Below are 21972 nucleotides of genomic sequence, written 5' to 3'. Positions count from 1 at the left end.
GGAGGGAAGCGCGGGCTACATTCCCAGGGCGGCCTCGATGGGACCCACGGCGAAGAACAGCAGGAACGCGCCCGCCACGGCCCACATCAGCGGGTGGATTTCCCGGGCACGGCCCTGGAACGTGCGGATGAGCACGAACGAGATAAACCCGGCGCCCAGGCCGTTGGCAATCGAGTAGGTGAACGGCATCAGGGCGAAGGTCAGGAACGCGGGGATGGCGATGCCCCAGTCCTGCCAGTCGATCTTGCCCACCTGGGACACCATCATGAAGCCCACCACAACCAGCGCGGGAGCGACGGCCTCGAAAGGCACAAGGTTGATGAGCGGGGTGAAGAACATGGCCACCAGGAACAGCAGCCCGGTCACGATTGAGGCGACGCCGGTGCGGGCGCCTTCGCCGATGCCGGCGCCGGCCTCGACGTAGATCTGGTTGGAGGAAACGGACGCGCCGCCGCCAACGATCGCACCCAGCGCGTCGACCTGGAGGACGCGGTCGACGTCGGGAATGTTGCCGTGCTCGTCCACCGTGCCCGCCTCGCTCGCCAGGCCCACCATGGTTCCCATGGCGTCGAAGAAAATGCTGAGCAGGATGACGAATGCCAGCAGGGTCGCCGCCACGAAGCCCAGGTGCTCGAAGGCACCGAAGGGGTTGGCCTTGCCGATGAGGGACAGGTCCGGAGCGGCCCAGCCGGAGAACGCGGGCGACACCAGGGACCACCCCTGCGGGTTGTACGGCTTGCCCTCCTGCACGCTGGGACCGATGTGCAGGGCCGATTCGAGGATGACCGCGATGACGGTGGAGGTGACGATGCCGATCAGGATGGCGCCCTTGACCTTCCGTACCACCAGCGCGATGGTGAGGATGAGGCCGAAGACGAACACCGCCGTCGGCCAGCCCAGGAGCTTGCCGTCAAAGCCAAGGCCCACAGGCACCGTGGTGCCCGCAACGTCCGGGATGCGGCGGACGAAGCCGGCGTTGACCAGGCCGATCAGCGCGATGAATAGGCCGATGCCCACCACGATGGCGGTCTTCAGCCCGTCCGGAACGGCCTTGAACACTGCCGTGCGGAACCCGGTAAGGACCAGGATGAGCATGGTCACGCCGGACAGGACCACAAGACCCATCATGTCCGGCCAGGTCAGGCCGGGATTCGTGGCCACCGTGACCGCCACAAAGGCGTTGACGCCCAGGCCCGTCGCGAGCGCGAAGGGGTGCTTGGCCCAGGCTCCCATCAGGATGGTCAGGATGCCGGCGACGAACGCGGTTACAGCTGCCACCGCCGTAAACCCAAGCGAGTTGCCGCTGGAGTCGGGGCCTGAAAGGATCAGCGGGTTCAGTACCACGATGTAGCTCATGGCGAAGAAGGTGGCGAAGCCGCCGCGGATCTCGCGGGACCAGTTGGATCCTCGCTCGCTGATCTTGAAATACCGGTCCAGGGCAGAGCCTTGCTTAAGCATTAGTCCTCCGGGGATGTATGAGGGGATACCTGCATCCTATGGCGGCGGCGCGGGGACGCCCGGCAAATTCCCCTAGTCTGTAAGGAAGCCAACACAAGGAGCAGTCCCCGCATGCGTTCCATCCGCCGCCGTCCCCTCAGCCTGCTGCTCGGCTTCCTCGTCCTTGCAGCCACAGTCCTGGGCCTGGCCGGACCTGCTGCCGCGCACGATGCCGCCGAGTCCAGCACCCCTGCCCAGGGGGCATCCGTGCCCGTACCGCCGGAGCAGGTCTCGGTCACGTTCAACAAGAACCCGCTCGGCATCGGAGCGTCCATTTCCGTCAAGGACGCCGCCGGCGCGGAGTGGGCGGACGGACCGGTGCAGATCGTGGACAACGTGGCGGTGCAGAAACTTCGGGCAGGCGGGCCCGCCGGCGTGTACACGGTGGCGTGGCGGGTGGTCAGCTCTGATTCGCACCCCATTGAAGGCACCTTCAGCTTCACAGCGGCCGGCGCCGCGGAAGGGTCAGCCGGGGCAACAGGTCCGACGGCGGCCGCCACCGTTCCGGGAATGGGCACAGCCCAGCCCGGGGCCACCGCGGAACCCTCCGTCCCGGCGGACTCCGGGGAGCCCTTCCAATGGAGCATCGTCATATTCGCAGCGGTGGCCGTGGGCCTGCTGGTTGCGCTGGCCGTCATTGCCCGGCGCAGGCTGTCTGCCGGCGGTGACGAACCTGTGGACACGGAGTAGCCGGTTCCGGTCAGCAGGGCAGCAACGCCAGGCTCCCCGTTGCCGGGTGCGCCGCGGTGACCGGGTTGACCTTGGCCGAAATGGCCTGGCCAACGGTCTTCGCCTGCCGCAGGACTTCCTTGGGGGACGGCGTGATCAGCTCGCCGACTCCCACCAGGTAGATGCCGATGGCCCGCATGGCGGCCACCAGGTTGCGGCCCACAGCGATGCCCAACTCGTTGATCATCCGCCGCAGCTGGCTCTGGGCGCACCGGGTGAGGACGATGTGGTCGGCCACCAGGATGCCAGTGGGCGTGTGCACCTCCCACTGCGGGCTCGCAGCAGCCGACGCCGGCTGGTCCACCTTGGAAAGCTGCACAGCACGGGTGGTATTCCGTACGTCGACCTGGTGGCTGGCAGCGTAGTTGCGCAGGTGCCGCAGGATTTCGTTCCGCTCCCGCAGGACGGCGGGGTCCGGCGCCTCGCAGCGCTGCAGCGACGTTGTGTTGGCCGGCTGGGCCGCCCCGAGGATGTCGAGCCCGTCCACCACGATGGAGTCGATGCCGCGGCGGCGCAGCTCGGCGGCCACGGCCAGGCCGGACAGGCCCGTGCCAATGATCACGGTGGTGGTCTGTTCGGTCCCGGCGTTCCCAGGCATGCTTGACACCACAGTTTCCTTCCTTCGAAGTTTTGGCAGGTGCCGGCGTCCTCGCCGGCGCGCGTTCCGTATCCCCAAAGTCCGGCCGCAATGCGTTGGGTGGGCCGCCTGCACACGGAATCGAAGCTGGCGTCCCGGACCAACAATGTCCTGAAGACTACAGAACAAACGGGGCCAGGGATAGACCAAAACGCCAATATTCTTCTGCAGGTGAACGCGCTTTCCTTGGGCCTGTGGAAAGAGGCCCCCGCGGCCGTGGACACCGTGTGGAAAACGTGTGGATAACGTGTGGGTAAAGTAGCCCTTCTGCGCTTGCCTGGCACGGTGGGACGGAGAATAGTGAGAAGCGTCAGGCGGTTGTTCCGCAGGCGGTCGAGCCTGCCGGCCCGGTGCGCGGCGGACCGTCCGCTTCTGGCAGAATAGCCGCAACATCAGGCAGGCATCAGCGCAAGGAGGCGGCCCCATGGGCGCACAAGAGTTGCATCCGGACCCGGCCCGGGACGGTGGTGGGACCTCGGCTGCGCCGGACGGGATCGTGGTGGGTGTCGACGGCTCGGACCACGGCCAGTGCGCCCTCGTGTGGGCCGCCCGCGAAGCCCGGCGCCGTCGTCGTCCGCTCCATATCGTCACCGCCTACTCGGTGCCGATCTTTGCCGCCTCCGGACTGGATGGCGGATACGCCACCGTGGACGACTCCGTGATCCGCGAAGGCGCCGAGGCGATCGTCCGGCAGGCGCTGCAAAAGGTGTCCACCTACGACATCGAGGTGACCGCGTCCGTGGAAAACGGCGACGCGTCCGGGGTGTTGCTGGAAATGTCCGAAACCGCTGAACTCCTGGTGTTCGGCACCCGCGGACGCGGCGGATTCGTGGGCCGGCTCCTGGGCTCGGTGAGCAGTGCCCTGCCGGCGCACGCCAAGTGCCCCACGGTCACCGTGCCGCTCATCTGCTCCGACCGGCTCGGTGAAACCACTGAAGACAGGCGCGTCAGGGCGGAGCAGGCCAAGGCAGGCCACCAGCGCGTGGAGAACGTGGTGGTGGTGGGCGTGGACGGTTCGGAGCAGGCCCGGGTAGCCGTCCTGGAGGCAGCCGACCAGGCTGAACGGCTTGGCGCAACGCTGCGAGTGGTCTGCGCCGTTCCCCAGTACAGCGGCTCCTTGGCATGGGTTCCGGCGCCCATGGACCGGAAAGCACTGTTCGCCGACATCCAGGTGACGCTGGACGCCGGAATGGCGTGGCTGCGGAGCCACTATCCCGCGCTTCCGGCGGAGTCCCAGTTGCGGGACGGATCGCCGGTGGACGTGCTGGTGGAGGAAAGCCGGCACGTGGAACTGGTGGTCGTCGGCACCCGCGGCCGCGGCGGCTTCACCGGAATGCTCCTGGGGTCCACCTCGGACGGTGTGCTCCACCACGCGAAGGGCCCCGTGATGGTGGTCCCGGACCGTGAAGATCCACGGCTCGCCGACCGGCCCCGCTTCGGACCGATCCTGGGCGACGCAGCCTGACGACAGCAGGCCCGGCGGCCAGGGAGGCACCAACATGCAGGGGCTGGAGGAACCCACGGTAAGCGCGGACGCCGGCTCCGGGCTGGTCCTGGACCTGCAGTCCGTCCATGCGGGGCTGCTGCCGCTGGTGGGCGGCAAGGCAGCCAACCTGGGCGAGCTCCTGCTGGCGGGGATCCCGGTCCCGGACGGGTTCTGCCTCACCACCGGGGCGTACCGGAAAGTCACCGGAGCTCCGTCAAACCTGCTTCCGGGGCTGGCTTTTGTCCATGCCGCCCTGAAGCCGGCGGGCGGCAACGCCCCCTCGGTGCCGGATTCAGCGGCGCTCGCGGACCTCGCGGCAGGAGCACGCAGTGCCATCCTCGCGGCGCCCGTCCCTCCGGACATTGCAGCAGCCGTGGAACGCGCCTACACCGCATTGGGCAGGGACGTTCCCGTGGCGGTGCGCTCCTCGGCCACCGCTGAAGACCTGCCGTCCGCGAGCTTCGCAGGGCAGCAGGACACCTACCTCAACGTGGTGGGTGCCGATGCCGTCCTCGATGCGGTCCGGAAATGCTGGGCGTCGCTCTGGACGGACCGTGCCACGTCCTACCGGGCCAGCCTGGGCATGGATCCCTCGGACGTCGCGCTCGCCGTCGTGGTCCAGCGGATGGTGGACGTGGAGGCGGCGGGGGTCCTCTTCACCGCCAACCCCGTAACCGGACGCCGTGGACACGCCATGATCGATGCCAGCCCCGGGCTGGGCGAGGCCGTGGTGTCCGGGGCGGTCAACCCGGACCACTACGTGGTGGACGCCCTCACTGGCCGGGTCCTGGAACGCAGGCTCGGCGATAAGGCGGTAGCGGTGCTGGCCGTCCCCGGTGGCGGAACCGAGACCGTTGACGTGTCCGGGGCATCGGGCACCGCGTCCCTCACCGATGCCCAGGCAGCCGGGCTGGCCGCCCTGGGCCGGCAGGCCGAGCAATACTTCGGCGCACCCCAGGACATCGAATGGGCCATCGACCGCGACGGCAGGCTGTGGCTGAGCCAGTCCCGGCCCATCACCACCCTCTATCCAATCCCGCAGCACCCGGGCGGCACGGTGCACGGCAACCCAGCCGGCACCAGGGCCTACCTCTGCTTCAGCCTCGCCCAGGGGCTGACGCGCCCCATCACCCCCATGGGCAGGGCGGCCCTGCGCCTCATCGCATCGTCGGTCGCCACCGCGGCAGGCTTCAGCGTGCCTGAACCACGGCGCGGCCCCCCGCCTTATGCCGAGGGCGGGCAACGGCTCTATATCGACATGACCACCCCACTCCGGAGCACCGTGGGACGCCGGCTCCTTCCGCGCGTCTTCGACATCATGGAAGCCCGCTCGGCCGCCGTGCTGCGCCAGCTCTTCACCAACCCGGAATTCTCCATCACCCGCAGGACACCCCTGGCGCTGCTCCGCCACGTCCTGCCGGCGGCCATCCGTGCCAGGGCTCCAGAGTCGTTTCTCCGGGGCGTGTTCCGCCCGCGCGCCGCACTCCGCCGGCTGGACCGCTTCACCCGTGAGTTCGAATCGGGGCTGGCAGCACCCCGGGCTGCCGCGCCGGCCGAACGCCTTGACCACGCCGAAACACTCCTGCGGACGCGGCTGTTTGCCATCGTCCCTGCCATCCTGCCGCTGCCTGCGCTCGGGTTCGCCATGCTTGGCCTGGCGGGAAAGCTGCTTGGCGGCACCCGGTGGGATGACCTCCAGCCGGTGCTCCGCGGCCTGCCCCATAACGTAACCACGGAGATGGACCTTGAACTGTGGCGCCTGGCCACTGCCATCAGGGACGATTCCGAATCCAGGACCGCCCTGACCACCCGGGACCCGTCCGGCCTGGCCCGTGAATTCCAGGCCGGACGGCTCCCGGGGCGCCTGGACGCAGGACTTACCCGGTTCCTGGACCGGTACGGCCACCGCTCCGTGGCGGAGATCGACGTCGGAATGCCGCGCTGGTCGGATGACCCGGCCCACATCCTCAACGTCCTGGCAAACTACCTCCGCCTCGAAGACCCGGGACTCGCCCCCGACGTCCAGTTCAGCAAGGCCGCGGAGGAGGCGGACACGCAGGTGGGCGTGCTGGTGGCCAGGGCACGCTCGCGCAGCGCCGTCCACGCCGTCCTGGTCCGGGCAGCCCTGCACAGGGCGCGGCTGTTCGCGGGGCTGCGGGAATTGCCCAAGTACCAGCTGGTCCTGGGCCTGGCAGAAGTCCGCCGGCAGTTGCTGCACGTGGGCAGGGAACTTGCCGGGTCCGGCACGTTGGAGCAGCCGGAGGACATTTTCTTCCTGGACTTTGCCGAGGCGCGGAACGCTGTCAGCGGAAAAGACGGCGCAACGGAGATCCGCCGGCTGGTGGGCGAACGGCGGGCCGCCTACGTGTTCGAGCTTGGACGCCGGCACATACCCCGGGTCCTGCTGTCCGACGGCACGGAGCCGGAGGCACTGCAGGACCCCGCGGCAACTGCGGCGCCGGGTACCCTGGCGGGCAGCCCCGCCTCCGCGGGGAGGGCAACCGGGGCAGCCAGGGTCATCCTGGACCCGGTCGGAGCGCACCTGGAGCCCGGGGAAATCCTGGTGGCCCCGTCCACCGACCCCGGCTGGACCCCGCTGTTCCTCACAGCCGGCGGGCTGGTCATGGAAATGGGCGGGCCGAACTCCCACGGCGCCGTAGTCGCCCGCGAATACGGCATTCCGGCCGTAGTGGGGGTGCCGGACGCGACCGGGAAGATTACTACCGGGCAGCGGATCACCGTCGACGGCGGCGCCGGCACCGTTGTTCCCGGCTGACACGGAGGGGGGGGGCGCAGAGGGGGCCCGCCACGTGTCTACCCGCCCTGGCAGGCGTACTCTTGAGCTATGGGCTCAAGCATGGCGGGCTCCGAAACCAGCGGCTCCGGCGCCGCGCTGGTCATCGAAACGCTCCGACGGCGGGAAACGCCCGGCACCAGGCGTGCATGGGTGCGCTGGCTGCCTGCCGTGGCAGCCCCCGCAGTGATCGCCGCAGGCGTCCTGGCCGGGACCATTCCGGCCCGTGCCGGCGATCCCCTGCCGGAGAAGACACCTGCTGAAGTCCTTGCCCTCCTGGCGACCCACAAAGACCACTCCTTTTCGGGCACCATCGAGCAGTCCACGGATCTCGGCCTGCCGGAGCTACCGGCAGCAGGTCCCACCTCGGGCCCGGCCTCCGCGGGTGGTGCGGCTTCGGTGGCGGAACTGCTCACCGGCGACCACACTGCCCGGGTGTACATGGACGGCAGGACCAAGGTCCGCATCCAGATACTGGACCGGCTGGCCGAGCGCGACCTCGTCCGCAGGGACAACGACCTCTGGTTCTACTCCTCGCGGGATAACTCGACGGTCCATGCAACCCTGCCGTCGTTCGCAAGCGACCTGCCGCTTCCCGTGCCCGCCGCGCCGGACGACGCGGCCGCGCCGGCCCCCGTGGACATCGCCGGGCGCCTGCTTGCCAAAATTGATCCCACCACCGCAGTATCCGTTGGGGACGACGTCACAGTAGCCGGCCGCCCCGCCTACAACCTGCTGCTGGAGCCCCGCACCGATGCCACCCTGGTCGGCGCCGCAGCCATCGCCGTTGACGGCGAAACCGGCATGCCGCTGTCCGTCCAGGTCACTGCCCGCGGCGGTGGCTCGCCATCCCTGTATGCCGCGTTCACCAGCCTGTCGCTCGAGGCGCCGGATGACGCGCTCTTCACGTTCGAGCCGCCGCCGGGCAGCGCCGTCGACGAACTGCAGGTGCCGCCCGCGACCCGATGGCCGCACAGCTTCCGCGAGCCGGGCATGGCGATCACCCCCGAGCACCTGTCCGCCATCCGCACGCATCCGGCCCTCCCGACGGTGACAGGGAAGGGGTGGGAAGCCGTCGTCGAGATCCCTGCCGCGGCAGCGGGCGGAACCCTGCCTGACGCCCTGCTGCGGGATCCGCTGCTGTCCCAGGCCGCCGTCGTCGTACCCGGCGGGCGGCTGCTGTCCACCACGCTCTTCAACGTCCTCATCACCGACGACGGGCGCCTCTTCGCCGGGATGGTTCCAGTGGAGGCCCTGCAGGCCGCCGCGTCGGCGGCACGGTGAATCCGGCGGCCCAGTGAATCCGGCGCTGCAGTGAACCCGGGCGGCGGGACCGGCCCGGACACGTCCGGGCTGACCATCGAAACCAGCGGCCTGACGAAACGGTTCGGCCACCAGGTGGCCGTGAATGCGGTGGACCTCGCCGTTCCGCCCGGGTCCGTGTTCGGCTTCCTCGGCCCCAACGGGTCAGGCAAAACGACCACCATCCGCATGCTGCTCGGCCTCGCGGCGGCGTCGGCCGGGACGGTCAACCTGCTGGGGATGGAAATGCCGGGCAGGTTCAGGGACGTCCTGCCCAGGGTCGGGGCACTCGTGGAAGGACCGGCTTTCTACCCTTTTCTGTCCGGGGCGGCCAACCTGCACCGCCTGGATGCCGCCGGTCCCGGCACCATACCGGCCACACGCAAAGCAAGGGTGGAACGGGCCCTTGACCGGGTTGGCCTCTCCCACGCCGCGGGCAAGAAGGTCCACGCCTATTCGCTCGGCATGAAACAGCGGCTGGGCATAGCCAACGCCCTGCTGTCGCGGCGGGACCTGCTGGTCCTCGACGAACCGACCAACGGCCTGGACCCGCAGGGCACCCGGGAAGTGCGCAACCTGGTCCGTTCGCTCGCCCGCGACGGTGCCACCGTCTTTGTCTCCAGCCACCTCCTGGCCGAGGTGGAGCAGATGTGCACCCATGCCGCCGTCATGAGCCAGGGCAGGCTCGTGGCACAGGGCCCGCTGGCTGACCTGCGGCGGGCCGGCAGCGCCCGGATCCGGCTGCTGACGCCCGATGCCCGAGCAGCACGAACCGTGCTCGCGGGGCTCGGACTGGCCGCGGAGGCCGGCGGAGCCCAGCCTGACGGCGAGGTGCTCCTCGCAGCCCTTCCGCCCGCCGCCGGCGACGCCACGGCCCGGGAACGGGAATCAGCCGGTGGGGACAGCCGCCGCCCGGAGGACATCGTGGGGCACCTGGTGGCCGGGGGTGTGCGCGTCCGCGGCTTCGCTGTCGAGCGGGAAAGCCTGGAGGACCGCTTTGTGGCATTGACGGGGGAGGGGTTCGACGTTGCCCAGTAGCGTGCCGGCGGAGTACTCCGGAGCAGCCGCGCAGCCCGCGGGCGTGCGTACTTCCGGGTCGTCCCTGATGCTGTCCGAACTGCGGGTGCTGTTCGGGCGGCGCCGCACCTGGGCGCTGCTGCTTGCCCTGGCAGCCATCCCGGTGCTCGTCGCCGTCGCGGTGCGCCTTTCCTCCTCCGTGCCACCCGGCCGCGGCCCGGCCTTCCTGGACCGCATCAGCCAGAACGGCCTGTTCGTCGCCTTCACCGCCATGCTGGTGTCCGTGCCCCTGTTCCTGCCGCTCACCGTCGGGGTGGTGGCCGGGGACACCATCGCAGGCGAGGCGAACCTCGGGACCCTGCGGTACCTGCTCGTTGCGCCTGCCGGGAGGGTGCGGCTGTTGCTGGTCAAGTACGCGGGAGCGCTCGCGTTCTGCGTGGTGGCACCACTGGTGGTGGGACTTGCCGGTGCGGCTGTGGGCGCCGCGCTGTTTCCCGTCGGCCCGGTGACGCTGCTGTCCGGGGACGTCATCCAGCCGCCGGAGGCTGCCGTCCGCATCCTGCTCATTGCCGCGTACCTGGCCGTTTCGCTGGCCGGGCTTTCCGCCGTCGGACTGTTCCTGTCCACCCTGACGGTGGTTCCCGTGGGCGCGATGGCCGCCACCGTGGTGGTGTCCGTGGTGTCCCAGGTCCTGGACCAGTTGCCGCAGCTGGAATGGCTGCATCCATGGCTGTTCAGCCACTACTGGCTCGGTTTCGCGGACATGCTGCGACAGCCCGTCCTGTGGGACTCGTTCACGTCCAACGCCCTGCTCCAGGCCGGCTACGTCGCGGTGTTCGGGGCCCTGGCCTACGGGCGGTTCGTCACCAAGGACGTCCTCAGCTGAGCCTCCCCGTCCAGGCATCCGCGGCCAAGTGTGCGGCGCCAGGCGTGCTCGTCAGGCGTGCTGGTGGGCCTCGTGCTCGGAGTGGCTCGCCGGCTCCAGCTGGAACGTGCAATGGTCCGTGTCGAAGTGCGAGCCCAGGCAGGTTATGAGCTTGTCCAGCAGCTGGTCGGCGCCGCGGGCGTTGAGCACTCCGTCTTCCACCACCACGTGGGCGGAGAAGACCGGGACGCCGGAGGTGATGGTCCAGATATGGATGTCATGGACGTCCGTGACCCCGTCCACGGACAGGATGTGTTCGCGGATCATCTGCACTTCCACGCCCTTGGGGCTGGCTTCCAGCAGCACGTCCACGACGTCGCGCAGCAGGCTCCACGCCCGGGGCAGGATCAGGAGGGCGATCAGCACGGAGGCGATAGTGTCCGCGGCGTTGAACCCGGTCAGCATGATTACCACCGCAGCGGCGATGACCGCGAAGGAACCCAGGAGGTCGCCGAGGACCTCGAGGTAGGCGCCGCGAACGTTGAGGCTGTCGCGGTGGGCGCCGTGCAGGATCATCAGGGACACCACGTTCGCCACGGCGCCGAGGATCGCGGCGAAGAGCATGATGTCCGTCTGCACCTCCGGTGCGGCACCGATCCTGCGGATGGCTTCGGTGAAGATCACCACGGAGATGACCACGAGGATCAGCGCATTGGCCAGGGCGGCGAGCACCTCAGCCCGCTGGTATCCGTAGGTCCGCTGGTCGCTGGCGGGCCGCGCAGCGATCCAGGCCGCCAGCAGCGCGATGGTTACGCCCGCGGCGTCCGAAAGCATGTGTCCGGCGTCTGCCAGCAGGGACAGTGAACCGGACAAGATGGCACCCACCACCTGGACCAGCACCACGGAAAGGGTGATTCCCAGGACAGCCAGCAACCGTTTCCGGTGCCGGCCGGTCGCGGTGATGCCGTGCGTGTGGCTGTGGTCGTGTCCCATGCCTACAAGGCTAGCCCCAGCCCAGCTCGTGCAACCGGTCGTCCGAAATGCCGAAGTGGTGCGCGACCTCGTGCACCACCGTCACGGCCACCTCGTGGATGACGTCCTCCCGGGAGGAACAGATTTCCAGGATCGGTTCCCGGAAGATGGTGATCCGGTCCGGCAGCGATCCCGCGTCCCACCACGAGCCGCGTTCGGTGAGCGGGATGCCTTCGTAAACGCCCAGCAGGACGGTGTCCGGGTCCTCCCCGGGACCGGGCACGTAGTCGTCCTCGATGAAGACAGCCACGTTGTCCATCGCGCGGGCCAGCTTTTCCGGAATGCTGTCCAGTGCATCGGTCACGGCGGCTTCAAATTCGTCGGCCGACATCCGGAAGCCGGGCGGTTCATGCGGACCTTCGGGAATGATCGGCAGGCCGGGGGGCAGGCTGCTGGGCATACCTCGACTTTAGCGCCGGACGCGGGCCACGCGCCCGCCGGCCCCGCCCCCGACGACACCGGCCCCGTCCCTGCCCGCCACCCGGCCCCGGCGGCGGGTCAGTGCCACCCCGACCAGGCAGACCAGGCCACCCAGCAGGCCCAAGGCGGTGGGTATCTCACCCAGGAGGAGCCAGGAAATCAGCACCGTCGTGCCGGGAACAAGGTAAGTGGTGGCGGCCAGCTTGCCCGCGTCCACGAGCGACAGCGCGTAGGCCCAGGTGGTGAAGGCGATGGCCGTGGGGAAGACGCCCAGATAAACCAGCCCGGCGGTGGCCTGCGGCGGAGCCGCCTGCAGTTCGGAGACCAGTTGCCCCGCAAATGGGAGGCAGCAGGCAGCACCCACCAGAATCCCGAACCATGTGGCCTGCGCCGCAGGGAGCTTCCGCAGGACGGGTTTTTGGATGATCACGCTGACCGCGGCGAGCACCGCGGCAAGGAGGCAAAGCGCCACACCGGCGACGTCCGCCGTCGTGCTTCCACCCGTTGGAGGCTGCGCGCCGGACGGCCGCCCGGCACCAAAGGCGATCAGCGCCACCCCGGCGAACGCCACCGTGCTGCCGATCAGCAGCCAGCGCGGAAAACCCTCCTTCAGGACGATGCCCGCCAGGACCGCCACCAGGATGGGGTTGACGTTGATGAGCAGGGCGCTGGTGCCGGCGTCCAGGATGTGCTCGGCGGCGTTCAGGGCCACGTTGTATCCGCCGAACCACATTACGCCGTACGCCAGGATGGGCCACCACTCACGCCCCCGGGGCAGGAGCCGGCTCTTTAGCAGTTGCGGCAGGACCAGCAGGGAAAGCACGACGGCGGCAATCACCAGCCTGCCAAGCGTCAGGGAGCCGGGGGAGAAGCGCGGGCCGATCGCCCGGATGCCCACGAAGGCCGACGCCCACAGGACCACCGTGACAACCATCGCCGCCACCCCCAGCACCCTGGCAGGCGCGGCTGGCGGAACAGGCGTTGAGCCCGTGGTGTTTGCGGTGCTTGGTGAGGACATGGAGCCAATGTATCCGGCTGCGGCCCCACGTGGCTGGCGGAAATCGGTCAGGTCTGGCCAACTTCCTGCCAAAGTTTGGCAGCCCTTGAGCCCCGCCGGCGGCAGGCCCGGCTAGGATGCCGGTTATGGTCTCAAGCCCCGCTCCACCCCGTGATACCGCACGCCTGGTCAGGATCGTCATCTGGATTGTGCTGGCGGTGACCGTCATCGGCGGGGCGGCCTGGTTTGCCCTCTTCACGGCCGGCCAGAAGGAGGCCGTGCCCCCGGTCGCAGGGTCTGAACAGTTGGTCCGGGCGGACAGCCACAGGCTGACGTCACCTTCCGTGGAGAAGGCACAGCTGGTGGAATTCCTGGACTTCGAGTGCCCCTCCTGCGGCTCCATCCATCCCGTGGTGGAGGAGCTGAAAGCGGAATTCGGGGACAGGATCACGTTCGTGCACAGGCATTTTCCGTTGTCCATGCACCCGAACTCGGGGCAGGCAGCGCTGGCTGCAGAAGCGGCCGGGCAGCAAGGCCAGTACCAGGAGATGGCAAACAGGCTGTTCGAGACCCAGTCCCAGTGGGCGGGCAGCCAGCAGTCGCAGGCGCCGTTGTTCCGCTCCTACGCCGGGGACATGGGCCTGGACCTGGCCCTCTTCGACGCCGCCGTGGCCGACCCGCAGACCGAGGAACGGGTCCTGGCGGACATCGCCGACGGCAAAGCCCTGGGCGTCAGCGGCACGCCAACATTCTTCCTGGACGGGGAGAAGCTGACCTTGACCACCAAGGCCGATTTCCGGCAGAAGCTGGCGGACGCCGCGGACTGACGCCCCGCCGCGTTTACCGTGCCGGCCGGCGGTGGAGACGATTATTTCGCCGCTGCCCACTCCAGGAGCCGGTCCACGGGCCAGGTGGTGATGATGCGGTGCGCGGGCACGTCGTTGCGCGCCGCCCGCTCGGCGCCGTACTGGAGGAAGTCCAGCTGGCCCGGTGCATGCGCGTCGCTGTCGATCGAGAACAGGCACCCGGCTTCCAGGGCCAGCTGGATCAAAGGATCCGGCGGGTCCTGCCGCTCCGGCCGGGAGTTGATCTCGACAGCCACGTTGTGCTCGGCGCAGGCGGCAAAAACCTCCTTGGCGTCGAATTCCGACGGCGGACGCGTCCCGCGGGAGCCTTCCACCAGCCTGCCCGTGCAGTGGCCAAGGACGTTGGTGTGCCGGGCCTGGATGCCGCCAAGCATGCGCCGGGTCATGGTCTTCCGGTCAGCACGCAGTTTTGAGTGGACGCTGGAGACCACGATGTCGAGACGGTCCAGCAATTCGGGTTCCTGGTCCAGCTCGCCGGACTCCAGGATGTCCACCTCGATGCCTGTCAGCAGCCGCACCTTGCCGCCCGGCCGTCCGTTTCCGGCCGTGCCGTCGGCGTTGATGCCGGCCACCACGTCCAGCTGTTGGGTAAGACGCTCCGCAGATAGTCCGTTGGCGATCGTGAGGTTGGGGGAGTGGTCCGTAAGCGCCAGGTACTCCCGCCCGAGCACCCCGGCGGCCGCCACCATCAGCTCGATGGGGGAACCGCCGTCGGACCAGTCACTGTGGCTGTGCAGGTCGCCACGGAGCGCATTGCGCAATTCCCCGCCGCCCGGGGCGAGCGGCTGGGCGCCCTTGTCCCGGAGGTCCGCCAGATAGCCGGGGACGTCGCCTGCCACCGCCTGCTGGATGACCTGGAAGGTCCGGTCGCCGATGCCCTTCATGGATTTCAACCGCCCGGTCCTGGTCCGCTCGGCCACTTCGTCCGGCGGCAGGGCGCTGATGGCCGCGGCCGCCTTGCGGAACGCCTGGACCTTGAAGGTGGCGGCGCGTCCGCGCTCCAGCCAGAAGGCAATCTCATTGAGCGCAGCAACGGCATCCATCAGTCCATCTTCACCTGATCTTCCTGTTCAGGCACGGGGTTTTTAGCCGATTTTGGATAATCCATGACTAGGCCCTATAGTTGTGGAGTCCGGTTCGGAGAACGCAAAGGACAAAGACGGAAAGCCTCGCTTTACGCCTTTTATTTTGCTCCGAACGGGTTCTGGCCCCCATCGTCTAGCGGCCTAGGACACCGCCCTTTCACGGCGGCGGCACGGGTTCGAATCCCGTTGGGGGTACGCAAGGAAGCTGGTCAAACAGACTAAAAAAGTCTGGTAGGCTGGAGGCCTTGAAAAAAGCAGTAGCGATACTGTGAAGCAAGAAAAGCAAGGCCCTGTAGCGCAGTTGGTTAGCGCGCCGCCCTGTCACGGCGGAGGTCGCGGGTTCAAGTCCCGTCAGGGTCGCTCTGATTGTTGGAAGAAATTCCGGCTCTCAAGGTGACTAGTCACCTAGGCTCTGTAGCTCAGTTGGTAGAGCGTTCGACTGAAAATCGAAAGGTCACCGGATCGACGCCGGTCGGAGCCACCACTGGGAAGCATCAGTTCTTCGGAACTGGTGCTTTTCTGCTTTAACCACCGCCCTCTTCCTGGTTTGGCCCGTTAGCGGCCCCTGCTGCCAGGCCCTCCCGGGCCTGCCGGCCAGCCCTTGGGGCGCTCCTGCCGGATCGCGTCGAGCTTCCCGATTAAACCTCCATCTTGCTGATCCACGTCCCACCGCATCGCCGCGCAAATTGGACATCCCCGTGCAAGTTGGACTCCGACAAGTGCCGGCAGGAACCGGCTCGGGGCTTGCCCGCGGGCCTTCCGCTGGCCAATACGGCTGGGCCGCGATGAATCGTTCCCGTTGTCAGCGGGCGTGGTGAACACAACATAACCCGCTTTATTGCGAAAAAATTTGTCTGACATCTGAAACATTTGACTCGGCCAAACCCTTGTGGCACGCGCGCGCAATGCAGATGCGTAAGCGCTTGCACATCTGAGTTGGACTCGGCTTTTACGGCCCGAAACACGGTTTGAAAAGCCGGCAAGTGCCTGCCTAGCGTGGAGACCGGCCCGGATATCCCCGGTATCCGAAAGGGCCCGCATCGGGACACCACCCATGTCCCGCCCCTCGACACGAAGGCGTCCTCGATGACGCCTGCCGCGTTGCCGGGGCCGCCGGAGTGCGTAGGGAACAGGGCATCCGCCCGTCTTCCACGAACAGTTTCAACTCCGCGAGAAGAGCAAAAATGCACAAGCACCCTCAATCCCCCCGGAGCCTGCGCTGGCGGTCCGCCGCCGCAGCGCTGGCGGCCTCCGTTGCCGCTTCGGCCTTCCTGGCAGTGCCTTCGGCCCAGGCCAACGAACCTGCCGACCCGCCGGCCGCCGAGCAGCTGCCCGCGCCGACCCCCGGCTTCCCGCTCCCCACGGAACACTCCCAGCAGGCCTTCGACCCGGCGTCGGACTTCACTTCCAAGTGGACCCGCGCCGACGCCAGCCAGATCATGGCGCAGAGCGACCCCAGCGTGGCTCCGGGCCAGAACTCCATGAGCCCCGACGTCACCATGCCGGAAATCCCCGAAGACTTCCCCACCATGAACGAGGACGTCTGGGTTTGGGACACCTGGTCCCTGACGGATGAGAACGCCAACCAGATCAGCTACAAGGGCTACGACGTGATCTTCTCGCTCGTCGCCGACCGCCACGCCGGGTACAACTTCGACCAGCGCCACTGGAACGCGCGCATCGGCTTCTTCTTCCGCAAGACCAACGCGGACCCCGCCAAGGACAAGTGGAACTACGGCGGACACCTCTTCGTGGACGGCTCCTCCATCGGCAACACCGAATGGTCCGGCTCCACCCGCCTGATGGAGGGCAACCACGTCAACGTCTTCTACACGGCCACCACGTTCCACGACGTGGCCGAGCGCAACGCCGGCGGTGGAGGAATCGCCCCTGACGCCGCGATCGCCAAGGCACTCGGCAACATCCACGCCGACAACGAGCGCGTCTGGTTCGACGGCTTCGAGCACACCAAGCTGCTGGAGCCGGACGGAAAGATGTACCAGACCAAGGAGCAGAACCCGGGCTTCGCCTTCCGCGACCCGTTCACCTTTGCCGACCCCGCCCACCCCGGCAAGACGTTCATGGTCTTCGAAGGCAACACCGCCGGCAACCGCGGCGAATACCAGTGCACCGAAGAGGACCTCGGCTACCGGGAGGGCGACGCCAACGCTGAGTCCCTCGACGAGGTGAACAGCAGCGGCGCCTTCTACCAGACCGGCAACGTTGGTCTGGCCGTCGCGGACAACAAGGACCTGACCAAGTGGTCCTTCCTGCCGCCGATCCTTTCCGCGAACTGCGTCAACGACCAGACTGAGCGGCCGCAGATCTTCATCCAGAACGAAGACGGCAAGAACAAGTACTACCTGTACACGATCAGCCACCAGTTCACCTACGCTGCAGGCATGCGCGGCCCCGACGGCGTTTACGGCTTCGTTGGCGACGGCGTCCGCTCCGACTACCAGCCGGTGAACAACTCCGGCCTGGCGCTTGGCTCACCCACGGACCTGAACCTGCCGGCCAACAACCCGAGCGGCACCATCTCCAACCAGCAGAACGGACGCCAGTTCCAGGCCTACTCGCACTACGTGCAGCCCAACGGCCTGGTGCAGTCCTTCATCGACAACGTCAACGGCGTCCGCGGTGGCTCCCTGTCCCCGACAGTGAAGATCAACTTCAAGAACGGTGTGACCCAGGTTGACCGCAGCTTCGGCCAGAACGGCCTCGGCCCGTTCGGCTACCTGCCCACCAACGTCAAGGTTGGCGGCGAAGGCCTGTACAAGTAAGGCCTATATAAGTAAGGCCGCCTACAACCCGTAGGGCCTGTACAACAAGCCGCGGCACCCGCCCGGGCGGGGATGTCCTTGGGGGCGTCCCCGCCCGGGTCCTTTTAATGCGCGCCTTAATGAGCGGCCGTGGACCGCCTGCTGCCGGCTTGACCACACATCGGCGCAGGCTGGGGATAGGGTTGGAACAACAGAAGGGGGAGTGCCTGATGGAATACCAGAACCCGCAACCCGGCCAGGACGTCCACGGGGGGACAGTACCGGTTCCTGTCCCCGTGTCCGGCCTGGGCCGCACCGTGATCTCCGAAACCGCTGTGGCCAAAGTGGCAGGCATTGCCGCCCGCGCGGTCCCCGGCGTCTACTCCCTGGGCTCGGGTCCTTCCCGTGCGCTGGGGGCAATCCGTGACGCCGTGGGGAGCAGTACCGACCATGCGGCCGGCGTCCACGCCGAGGTGGGCGAAACCCAGGTTGCTGTTGATATCAACCTCGTGGCGAGCTACGGTACGCCGCTGCATGCCCTGGCCAACCAGGTGCGGGCCGCCGTCTACCGCGCGGTCGAGGAACTGGTGGGGCTGCAGGTGATCGAAGTCAACGTGGAGATTACCGACGTCTATGTCCCGCCACCCGTGAAACCCGGTACCGCTGCCGTGACAGAGCGGGAGGCACTCCTGTGAACCTGACCGTGGCAGGCGCCGCGATGGGCGCCTTCGTTGCCTTTATGTCGCTGCAATTCGGCCTGTGGGGATTCCTGGTCGCACTGCTTTTTATGGCCGTCGGTGCACTCTTGGGCCGCGCCGCTGAGGGGAAACTGGACCTCCGTGGCGTCTTCGACGCCATCATCGGCCGGCGTTCGTCCTCATGAGCACGCCCGCCCCGGCCGTGCGGGGCCAGGCGCTCAGCGGCCACAACCGCATCAGCACGCAGGCCCTGACCAGCCTCGCCAAGGCCGCGGCCGCCGCGGCCCTGGGCGTCGACGCGCAGGACGTGCGGGCGGACTGGACGGACGACGACGGCCTGCTTGCACTGTCGCTCGTCTCGCCAATCAGCATCCCGCCACTGAAGGATGTTGTCCTGGACCCAGGGCGGGTGCAGACCGTGGGCGGTTCCATCTGGGACCGGACGGTGCAGGCCAAGGCCCGCATCCTCGAAACTGTGACAGATCTCAGCGGCGCGCAGTTGAGCCGGGTGGATATCAGGATCAGCGGGGCACGCATCAGTGAAGGAGGCCGCGTCAGGTGAGCAGCAGGGTTGACGCCCAGACCGGAAGGCCGGGGGCAGCGGAAGACCGCCGCGTGCGCGGCAAGCCCGACATGCGCCGTGTGGTGTACCGCGAAACGCATTCAACCCGCGCCGCGGTTGCCATCGCGGCGGCTGTCCTGGTGATGGTCCTCGCGGGCTACGGACTGCTGGAAGCAGCCGTACATGCGATCGGCCAGCCTGCGTGGCTCATAGAACCCCAGGTCGCTGCGCAGCGCATAGTCGCGTTGCCGGCGGGGATTTCCCCGCTGCTGCTCGGTGCCATCGGCGCGGTCCTTGCAATGGTGGGCCTTGTCTTCCTCCTCAACGGCCTGCTGCCGGGCCGCCGGGCCCGCCACCTACTTGCTGGTGCAGGGCGTGCGGCCGGAAGTCCCGCCGTCGTGGTTGACGATGAAGTGATCGCGTCCTCCCTCGCCCGCCGCGCCCGGCTCGCCGCGAACGTAACGCCCGAGCAGGTCATGGTGGTTGTTTCGCAGCGGCAGGTCCTGGTGAATGTCCGGCCCACGTCCGGGGTGCCGGTGGATGAGGGGACTGTCCTCGCCGCCATCCAGGACGAGCTGGACCGGATGGCTCTCGAACCGTCACCTGCCGCCCGCATCAACGTAACGCACTCGGGGGTGATCGGAGCATGAACAGCACGCCAAGCGTCCTCAACCGGATCCTGCTCAGTGTCCTGGGCCTGGCACTCCTGGCAGTCGGAGTCCTGCTGGTGCTGCTCGCCCTCGTCCCCCCGGTGGCCGGATGGTGGCAGTCCTGGTCTCCCGGGTTGTGGAACGGAATTAACGAGGCCTTCAACGCCACGCGCTTCCCCGGCCGGCGCGAAAGCTGGTTATGGATTGTGGTGGCCCTGGTCCTGTTGCTGGTGGTCGGGCTTATGGTTGCGTGGGCGGCGCAGCAGGGCAAGGGGCGATCCAACGTGCTGGCGTCAGCGTACGACCCCGGCGGTGTTCCCGGGGACGTCCGCATCGGCGGGGGAGTGGCCGAGCAGGCGTTGAAGCAGGCGCTTGCCGGCCGGCCCGATCTGGCCGGCTCCACCGTCACCACCTACGACGTCAAGGGATCGCCGGCCCTGAAGGTCCGGCTCTTGCCGCGGCAGGGGGTCGCCCCGCACCTGCTGGCCGGGGAAGTCACCGGGTTGCTTGCCGCCCTTGAAGCCGTGGTGGGCAAGGACATCCCGGTCCTCATCCACATCGGGGCGGGAGCGCGGACACGCTTCGGCCGCGCCGAACGCGTCCGCTAGCAGGTTCCGCCGCTTGTCTCCGCTGCAGGTACCTATGCCCTCTGAAGGTACACCGTGCAATCCACGGGCACCTCATGGAGCCCCGGCCACTCTTCCGCCGGAACAGGCTCACTGATCAGCGCCACCGTGTAGCCCTCCGGAACCGGCGCCGAGGCGAATCCCATGTTTGCAAGCACCAGGACGTTCCCGTTGCGGAAAGCCAGCAGCCCGCTCTCCGGTGAATGCTCATCCGCCCATTCGAGTCCACCACCGCCCAAACGTTCTTTGGCGCGGAAGGCGAGGGCGGCCCGGTACAGCTCGAGCGTGGAGCCCTCCACGCCCTCCTGCCGGTCTGCGGCGAGGGGTCCGAAGCTCTCGGGCTGGGGGAGCCACGGAGCGGCTGCGTCGCTATGGCGCGGCGAGAACCCGTATCCCGGCAGGTCTTCCGCCCATGGCAGCGGCACGCGGCAGCCGTCCCGGCCGATTTCGGCGCCTTTGGTCCGGAAGAAGGTTGGGTCCTGCCGTGCTTCAGCGGGCAGCGTGGTGTGTTCCGGCAGGCCGAGTTCCTCGCCCTGGTACAGGTAGGCCGAGCCGGGCAGCGCCAGCGCGACCAGCGTGGCGGCCCGGGCCCTCGCGAGTCCCAGGGCGGCGTCCGGCTGTTCGTCGTCCGCGGATATACCTTTCGGAAAGGTCGTGGGGTCAGAGAGGCCGAACCGGGTGGGGTGGCGGACCGTGTCGTGGTTGCTGAGCACCCAGGTGCACGGTGCTCCCACTGAAGCCGCGGCCGCCAGGGAAGCATCGATGGCGCTGGCCTGCCGCTCCGCGTCCCATCCGGCGAGGAGGTAATCGAAGTTGAAAGCCTGTTGCATCTCGTCCGGGCGGACATAGCGGGCCAGGCGCTCTGCAGGTTCCACCCACGCTTCGGCCACCATCATCCGGTCACTGCCGTACCCTTCCAGGACCCGGTGCCAGTCGCGGTAGATCTCGTGGACGCCCTCCTGGTCGAAGAACGGCGAGGGCGGGTAAACCGGGGACACTGCCCGGTGCGGCTCCTCGGCGTCGGTGTGGGCGCCCGGGGCGTCACCGGGCAGGGATGCGTGGCCGTGGGTGGCGGAAGTGCCCTCAACCATTGCGGCTGCCCCGTCCCAGTCGGGCAGGCCCTTCTCCTTGACCATGCCGTGGGCCACGTCCACGCGGAAACCGTCCACCCCGCGGTCCAGCCAGAACCTGATAACCGAGCGCATTTCCTCCTGCACCTCGGCGTTCTCCCAGTTGAGGTCCGGCTGCTTGGTGTCGAAAAGGTGGAGGTACCACTCGCCCGGCGACCCGTCGGCTTCGGTCACACGGGTCCAGGCCGGACCGCCGAAGATCGACTTCCAGTTGTTGGGCGCCCGGTTGCCGTCGCCGGACCCGGGGACCTCGTCCCTGCCGGCCCTGAACATGTAACGGTCCCGTTCCGTTGACCCCGGCGCCGCGGCCAGCGCCTCCCGGAACCATGCGTGTTCATCCGAGGTATGGTTCGGCACCAGGTCGACGATGACCTTCAGGCCGCGGCCGTGGGCGTCCCGCAGCATGGCGTCGAAGTCATCCAGGGAGCCGAACAGCGGGTCTACCTGGCGGTAATCCGCGACGTCGTAGCCGCCGTCGGCCTGCGGAGACTTGTAAAAGGGGGACAGCCAGATCGCATCCACGCCCAGCTTCTGAAGGTAGGGCAACTGCTCCAGGACACCTGCAAGATCACCCATCCCGTCGCCGTTTCCGTCCGCGAAGGAGCGGGGGTAGATCTGATAGACGACGGCGTCGGCCCACCATTCCGGCTGCGCGGGGCCGGAAGCGGGAACGGCTGGGTTGGACATTAGGTTCCCCTCAGATAACTTTTTGATGTAAACGCTTGCATCACGTGCAGCAACCTTACTAGTGTGACTGTCACCACATCAACCTCACCTAGCAAGCGCACTGTCGACTTACTTGTCTCTCAGCGAGGAG

Annotated in this window: 20 protein-coding genes and 3 tRNA genes; 16 read left to right on the top strand and 7 right to left on the bottom strand. The window is 68.0% G+C overall.

The window, feature by feature from the left end; translation table 11 throughout:
* Window positions 1-15: 15 nt before the first annotated feature.
* Window positions 16-1458, bottom strand: coding sequence for an NCS2 family permease (locus ACYQ1Z_RS09155; RefSeq protein ID WP_459792200.1), 1443 nt, complete (start codon window positions 1456-1458; stop codon window positions 16-18).
* 111 nt (window positions 1459-1569) lie between these two features.
* Between ACYQ1Z_RS09155 and ACYQ1Z_RS09150 the strand changes: the two genes are divergently transcribed.
* On the top strand, window positions 1570-2187 hold the full coding sequence (locus tag ACYQ1Z_RS09150) for a copper resistance CopC family protein (protein WP_459792199.1): 618 nt from the start codon (window positions 1570-1572) through the stop codon (window positions 2185-2187).
* A 10-nt stretch (window positions 2188-2197) separates the two neighbouring features.
* Here ACYQ1Z_RS09150 and ACYQ1Z_RS09145 read toward each other — a convergent pair whose 3' ends face one another.
* A complete protein-coding gene (locus ACYQ1Z_RS09145; protein WP_459792262.1) occupies window positions 2198-2824 on the bottom strand; it encodes an NAD(P)-binding protein in 627 nt (208 codons plus the stop codon).
* A gap of 463 nt (window positions 2825-3287) precedes the next feature.
* On the opposite strand from ACYQ1Z_RS09145, the gene ACYQ1Z_RS09140 reads away from it, so the two are divergent.
* The 5 genes from ACYQ1Z_RS09140 (at window position 3288) to ACYQ1Z_RS09120 (ending at window position 10348) form a co-directional block, all read left to right on the top strand.
* Window positions 3288-4328, top strand: a complete 1041-nt coding sequence (locus tag ACYQ1Z_RS09140) for a universal stress protein (protein WP_459792198.1) — start codon at window positions 3288-3290, stop codon at window positions 4326-4328.
* A gap of 34 nt (window positions 4329-4362) precedes the next feature.
* The gene (locus tag ACYQ1Z_RS09135; protein WP_459792197.1) at window positions 4363-7125 is read left to right on the top strand and encodes a PEP/pyruvate-binding domain-containing protein; all 2763 of its coding nucleotides are present in this window, start codon (window positions 4363-4365) and stop codon (window positions 7123-7125) included.
* A gap of 69 nt (window positions 7126-7194) precedes the next feature.
* Complete coding sequence (locus ACYQ1Z_RS09130) at window positions 7195-8427, top strand: LolA family protein (RefSeq protein WP_459792196.1); 1233 nt, start codon at window positions 7195-7197, stop codon at window positions 8425-8427.
* A gap of 30 nt (window positions 8428-8457) precedes the next feature.
* Complete coding sequence (locus tag ACYQ1Z_RS09125) at window positions 8458-9483, top strand: ABC transporter ATP-binding protein (RefSeq protein WP_459792195.1); 1026 nt, start codon at window positions 8458-8460, stop codon at window positions 9481-9483.
* Window positions 9484-9550: 67 nt separating this feature from the next.
* The gene (locus ACYQ1Z_RS09120; RefSeq protein WP_459792261.1) at window positions 9551-10348 is read left to right on the top strand and encodes an ABC transporter permease; all 798 of its coding nucleotides are present in this window, start codon (window positions 9551-9553) and stop codon (window positions 10346-10348) included.
* Between the two features lie 51 nt (window positions 10349-10399).
* Here ACYQ1Z_RS09120 and ACYQ1Z_RS09115 read toward each other — a convergent pair whose 3' ends face one another.
* The 3 genes from ACYQ1Z_RS09115 to ACYQ1Z_RS09105 are packed head-to-tail and all read right to left on the bottom strand — an operon-like array spanning window position 10400 to window position 12797.
* Complete coding sequence (locus tag ACYQ1Z_RS09115; RefSeq protein ID WP_459792194.1) at window positions 10400-11320, bottom strand: cation diffusion facilitator family transporter; 921 nt, start codon at window positions 11318-11320, stop codon at window positions 10400-10402.
* A gap of 10 nt (window positions 11321-11330) precedes the next feature.
* Window positions 11331-11759, bottom strand: coding sequence for a metallopeptidase family protein (locus ACYQ1Z_RS09110; RefSeq protein ID WP_459792193.1), 429 nt, complete (start codon window positions 11757-11759; stop codon window positions 11331-11333).
* Window positions 11760-11768: 9 nt separating this feature from the next.
* Window positions 11769-12797 (bottom strand): DMT family transporter, encoded by a 1029-nt coding sequence (locus tag ACYQ1Z_RS09105; protein ID WP_459792192.1) that lies wholly within the window; start codon window positions 12795-12797, stop codon window positions 11769-11771.
* A 125-nt stretch (window positions 12798-12922) separates the two neighbouring features.
* Here ACYQ1Z_RS09105 and ACYQ1Z_RS09100 point away from each other — a divergent pair, with 125 nt between their 5' ends.
* Window positions 12923-13603 (top strand): DsbA family protein, encoded by a 681-nt coding sequence (locus ACYQ1Z_RS09100; RefSeq protein WP_459792191.1) that lies wholly within the window; start codon window positions 12923-12925, stop codon window positions 13601-13603.
* A gap of 41 nt (window positions 13604-13644) precedes the next feature.
* Here ACYQ1Z_RS09100 and ACYQ1Z_RS09095 read toward each other — a convergent pair whose 3' ends face one another.
* A complete protein-coding gene (locus tag ACYQ1Z_RS09095) occupies window positions 13645-14685 on the bottom strand; it encodes a PHP domain-containing protein (protein WP_459792190.1) in 1041 nt (346 codons plus the stop codon).
* 164 nt (window positions 14686-14849) lie between these two features.
* Here ACYQ1Z_RS09095 and ACYQ1Z_RS09090 point away from each other — a divergent pair.
* The 9 genes from ACYQ1Z_RS09090 to ACYQ1Z_RS09050 all read left to right on the top strand — a co-directional run bounded on the left by ACYQ1Z_RS09090 (window position 14850) and on the right by ACYQ1Z_RS09050 (window position 20007).
* Window positions 14850-14922 (top strand) — tRNA-Glu (locus ACYQ1Z_RS09090).
* Window positions 14923-15013: 91 nt separating this feature from the next.
* Window positions 15014-15087, top strand: a tRNA-Asp gene (locus ACYQ1Z_RS09085).
* 48 nt (window positions 15088-15135) lie between these two features.
* Window positions 15136-15211: transfer RNA gene (locus ACYQ1Z_RS09080), tRNA-Phe, on the top strand.
* Between the two features lie 700 nt (window positions 15212-15911).
* Complete coding sequence (locus ACYQ1Z_RS09075) at window positions 15912-17510, top strand: glycoside hydrolase family 68 protein (RefSeq protein ID WP_459792189.1); 1599 nt, start codon at window positions 15912-15914, stop codon at window positions 17508-17510.
* Between the two features lie 209 nt (window positions 17511-17719).
* A complete protein-coding gene (locus ACYQ1Z_RS09070; protein WP_459792188.1) occupies window positions 17720-18184 on the top strand; it encodes an Asp23/Gls24 family envelope stress response protein in 465 nt (154 codons plus the stop codon).
* Window positions 18181-18372, top strand: a complete 192-nt coding sequence (locus tag ACYQ1Z_RS09065; RefSeq protein WP_459792187.1) for a hypothetical protein — start codon at window positions 18181-18183, stop codon at window positions 18370-18372. Before ACYQ1Z_RS09070 ends, ACYQ1Z_RS09065 begins: the two co-directional genes overlap by 4 nt.
* Complete coding sequence (locus ACYQ1Z_RS09060; protein ID WP_459792186.1) at window positions 18369-18749, top strand: hypothetical protein; 381 nt, start codon at window positions 18369-18371, stop codon at window positions 18747-18749. Before ACYQ1Z_RS09065 ends, ACYQ1Z_RS09060 begins: the two co-directional genes overlap by 4 nt.
* Window positions 18746-19399: a hypothetical protein gene (locus ACYQ1Z_RS09055; protein ID WP_459792185.1), complete on the top strand. Its 654-nt coding sequence runs from the start codon at window positions 18746-18748 to the stop codon at window positions 19397-19399. The genes ACYQ1Z_RS09060 and ACYQ1Z_RS09055 overlap by 4 nt, the downstream gene beginning before the upstream one ends.
* Window positions 19396-20007, top strand: a complete 612-nt coding sequence (locus tag ACYQ1Z_RS09050) for a hypothetical protein (RefSeq protein WP_459792184.1) — start codon at window positions 19396-19398, stop codon at window positions 20005-20007. Before ACYQ1Z_RS09055 ends, ACYQ1Z_RS09050 begins: the two co-directional genes overlap by 4 nt.
* Window positions 20008-20039: 32 nt before the next feature.
* Here ACYQ1Z_RS09050 and ACYQ1Z_RS09045 read toward each other — a convergent pair whose 3' ends face one another.
* The gene (locus ACYQ1Z_RS09045; RefSeq protein WP_459792183.1) at window positions 20040-21842 is read right to left on the bottom strand and encodes a glycoside hydrolase family 13 protein; all 1803 of its coding nucleotides are present in this window, start codon (window positions 21840-21842) and stop codon (window positions 20040-20042) included.
* Between the last annotated feature and the right edge of the window lie 130 nt (window positions 21843-21972).

The organism is Arthrobacter sp. AD-310 (assembly GCF_054656615.1).
Note: the sequence above shows the minus strand (reverse complement) of the source record. Positions and strands in the feature narration are given on the sequence as shown.